This window comes from Bradyrhizobium sp. ORS 375, from assembly GCF_000239775.1.
Lineage (GTDB): Bacteria > Pseudomonadota > Alphaproteobacteria > Rhizobiales > Xanthobacteraceae > Bradyrhizobium.
The window spans coordinates 1-1,930 of record NZ_CAFI01000377.1 but is presented as its reverse complement, the minus strand read 5'-3'; the positions used below and the strand labels follow the sequence as shown (position 1 = coordinate 1,930).

The 1,930-nt window shown below is 65.3% G+C and carries 2 protein-coding genes; both read left to right on the top strand.

The features are described from left to right. Nucleotides 1-817 (top strand): RgsD C-terminal domain-containing protein (locus BRAO375_RS26075; protein ID WP_035642257.1); only part of this gene is annotated, 817 nt, incomplete at its 5' end. A gap of 306 nt (nucleotides 818-1,123) precedes the next feature. Continuing rightward, entirely contained in the window at nucleotides 1,124-1,294 is a 171-nt protein-coding gene (locus tag BRAO375_RS26070; RefSeq protein WP_009030435.1) for an RNA polymerase sigma factor region1.1 domain-containing protein, read from the top strand. Nucleotides 1,295-1,930 lie beyond the last annotated feature (636 nt).

Genomic DNA, 1,930 nt, shown 5'->3' with positions numbered 1-1,930 from the left:
TGCAGCGATCGCGCCGGGCACCCCACCGCCGATGACGCCTCCGCCGGCCGCTGCGCCCAACCAGGGTGTTCTGTCGCTGTCGGCGCGCTTCGGCAAGGATCTGCCGAACATCAATGGCGGCCTGGTCTGGCGGGTGTTCGCCGACCGGCCCGACGAGACCGGCGCCTTCAAGATGCTGCGCGAGGATCGCGGTCCCACGCCGAACATCGTGCTGCCGCCCGGCAACTACGTCGTCCACGTCGCGCTCGGCCTCGTCAGCGCGGTCAGGACGGTGAACCTGAAGGCAGAGACCGACCGCGAGTCGTTCCTGCTGCCGGCCGGCGGCCTGCGCCTCGAGGGCCGCGTGGGCACCAGCAAGATCCCGCAGAATCAGATCTCGTTCGCGATCTACAAGGGCAGCCAGTTCGACGGCCGCGAGCGCGCGCCGATCGTGCCCAACGTTGCCGCCGGTGACATGCTGATGCTGCCGGAAGGCACCTATTACATCGTCTCCAACTACGGCGACGCCAACTCGGTGGTGCGCTCCGATATCCGCGTTCAGGCCAGCAAGCTGACCGACGTCACGGTCACGCACCGTGCCGCGGTCATCACTTTGAAGCTCGTCTCCGACAAGGGCGGCGAGGCGCTCGCCAACACCGCCTGGTCGGTCATCAATCCTGGCGGCGACGTGATCAAGGAATCCGTCGGCGCCTTCCCCAAGGTCGTGCTGTCCGAAGGCGACTACCGCGCCATCGCCAAATACGAAGGCAAGGTGTTCGAGCGCTCCTTCAACGTCGTCAACGGCGTCGACGGCGAGGTCGAGGTGCTGGCGCGCTAGGGCCGCAAGGCAGCGGAGGTGTCGCTGCCGCCGCCGTAGCCCGGATGAGCGCAGCGACATCCGGGTTCTCACGCGCAGCCCGTTAGAGCCCGCCTATGCTGCTCTTATGCGGGCTACGGTCCCGCCGGTTTGGTCGACATCTCTCCAGACGTCATCGCGAGCGAAGCGAAGCAATCCAGAGTCGGGGCGGAGCCCTGGATTGCTTCGCTTCGCTCGCAATGACGGCAGACCACTGGACGCTGCTTGTTTCGCCGAGTAGACCGAGTCTCGGCTCGATGATTGAGAGCCACTGGTCGAGGCATCAGCATGAACATCTCCGACATCATCCGCCGCGCGATCGACATCGGCGAGCGCAAAGGCTGGATCACGTTCGACGAGCTCAACGCCATCTGTGCGGGCAGCACCGTGGCGCCGGAGGACATCGAGCGCGTCATGCAGGCACTCAGCGACGCTGAGATCCGTGTGGAGGAAGACTAACACAATGTTGGAGTTTCTCCATGAGCGGCGTTTGACCACCGCTGTCGTCCCGGCGAACGCCGGGACCCATACCGCGGACGCTATCGAGGGACGTCGCTGCCAGTTGCCTACCTCATCACGGCCGGTGGTTATGGGTCCCGGCTCAACGCCGGGACGACAGCGGAGTGTGTCGCAAGACCGCGCTCAATCACCGGTGTAGTCCCGGCGAACGCCGGGACCCATACCGCGGACGCTATCGAGGGACGTTGCTATCAGTAACCTGCCTCATCGCAGCCGCGGTTCTGGGTTTCGGCGTTCGCCGACGACAGCTTTGTCTGTTTGAGGCGATTGTGCGTGCCGCGTCGCGCTTCGAGACGCCGCCTTTGCCCGTCGGGTTACTATGTCGCACTCATCAGTCCTTGCGTTGTCGGGCAAATCAGGTCGATCCTCTCGCGCATCCCGTCCCAAGGTGAGGGGCGTATCGCGGTCGTCACGGCACGCGGGGCGGGGAGCGGTGGGCGTGGTGGATTGCAGCGCGGGTTCTCGCGCCGACGAACGATCTGCCGCGCACGGTCAAGTCGCGCGGTCCTGACATCCCGATGCTGATGTCAACTCACAGCGGAGCTTTGCTTCGCGTGGGGATGGTGGCCAGAAAGC

What these genes read in the sequence shown, in the direction of transcription:
- BRAO375_RS26070 (WP_009030435.1), top strand. Translation starts at nt 1,124, where the DNA reads ATGAACATCTCCGACATCATCCGCCGCGCGATCGACATCGGCGAGCGC.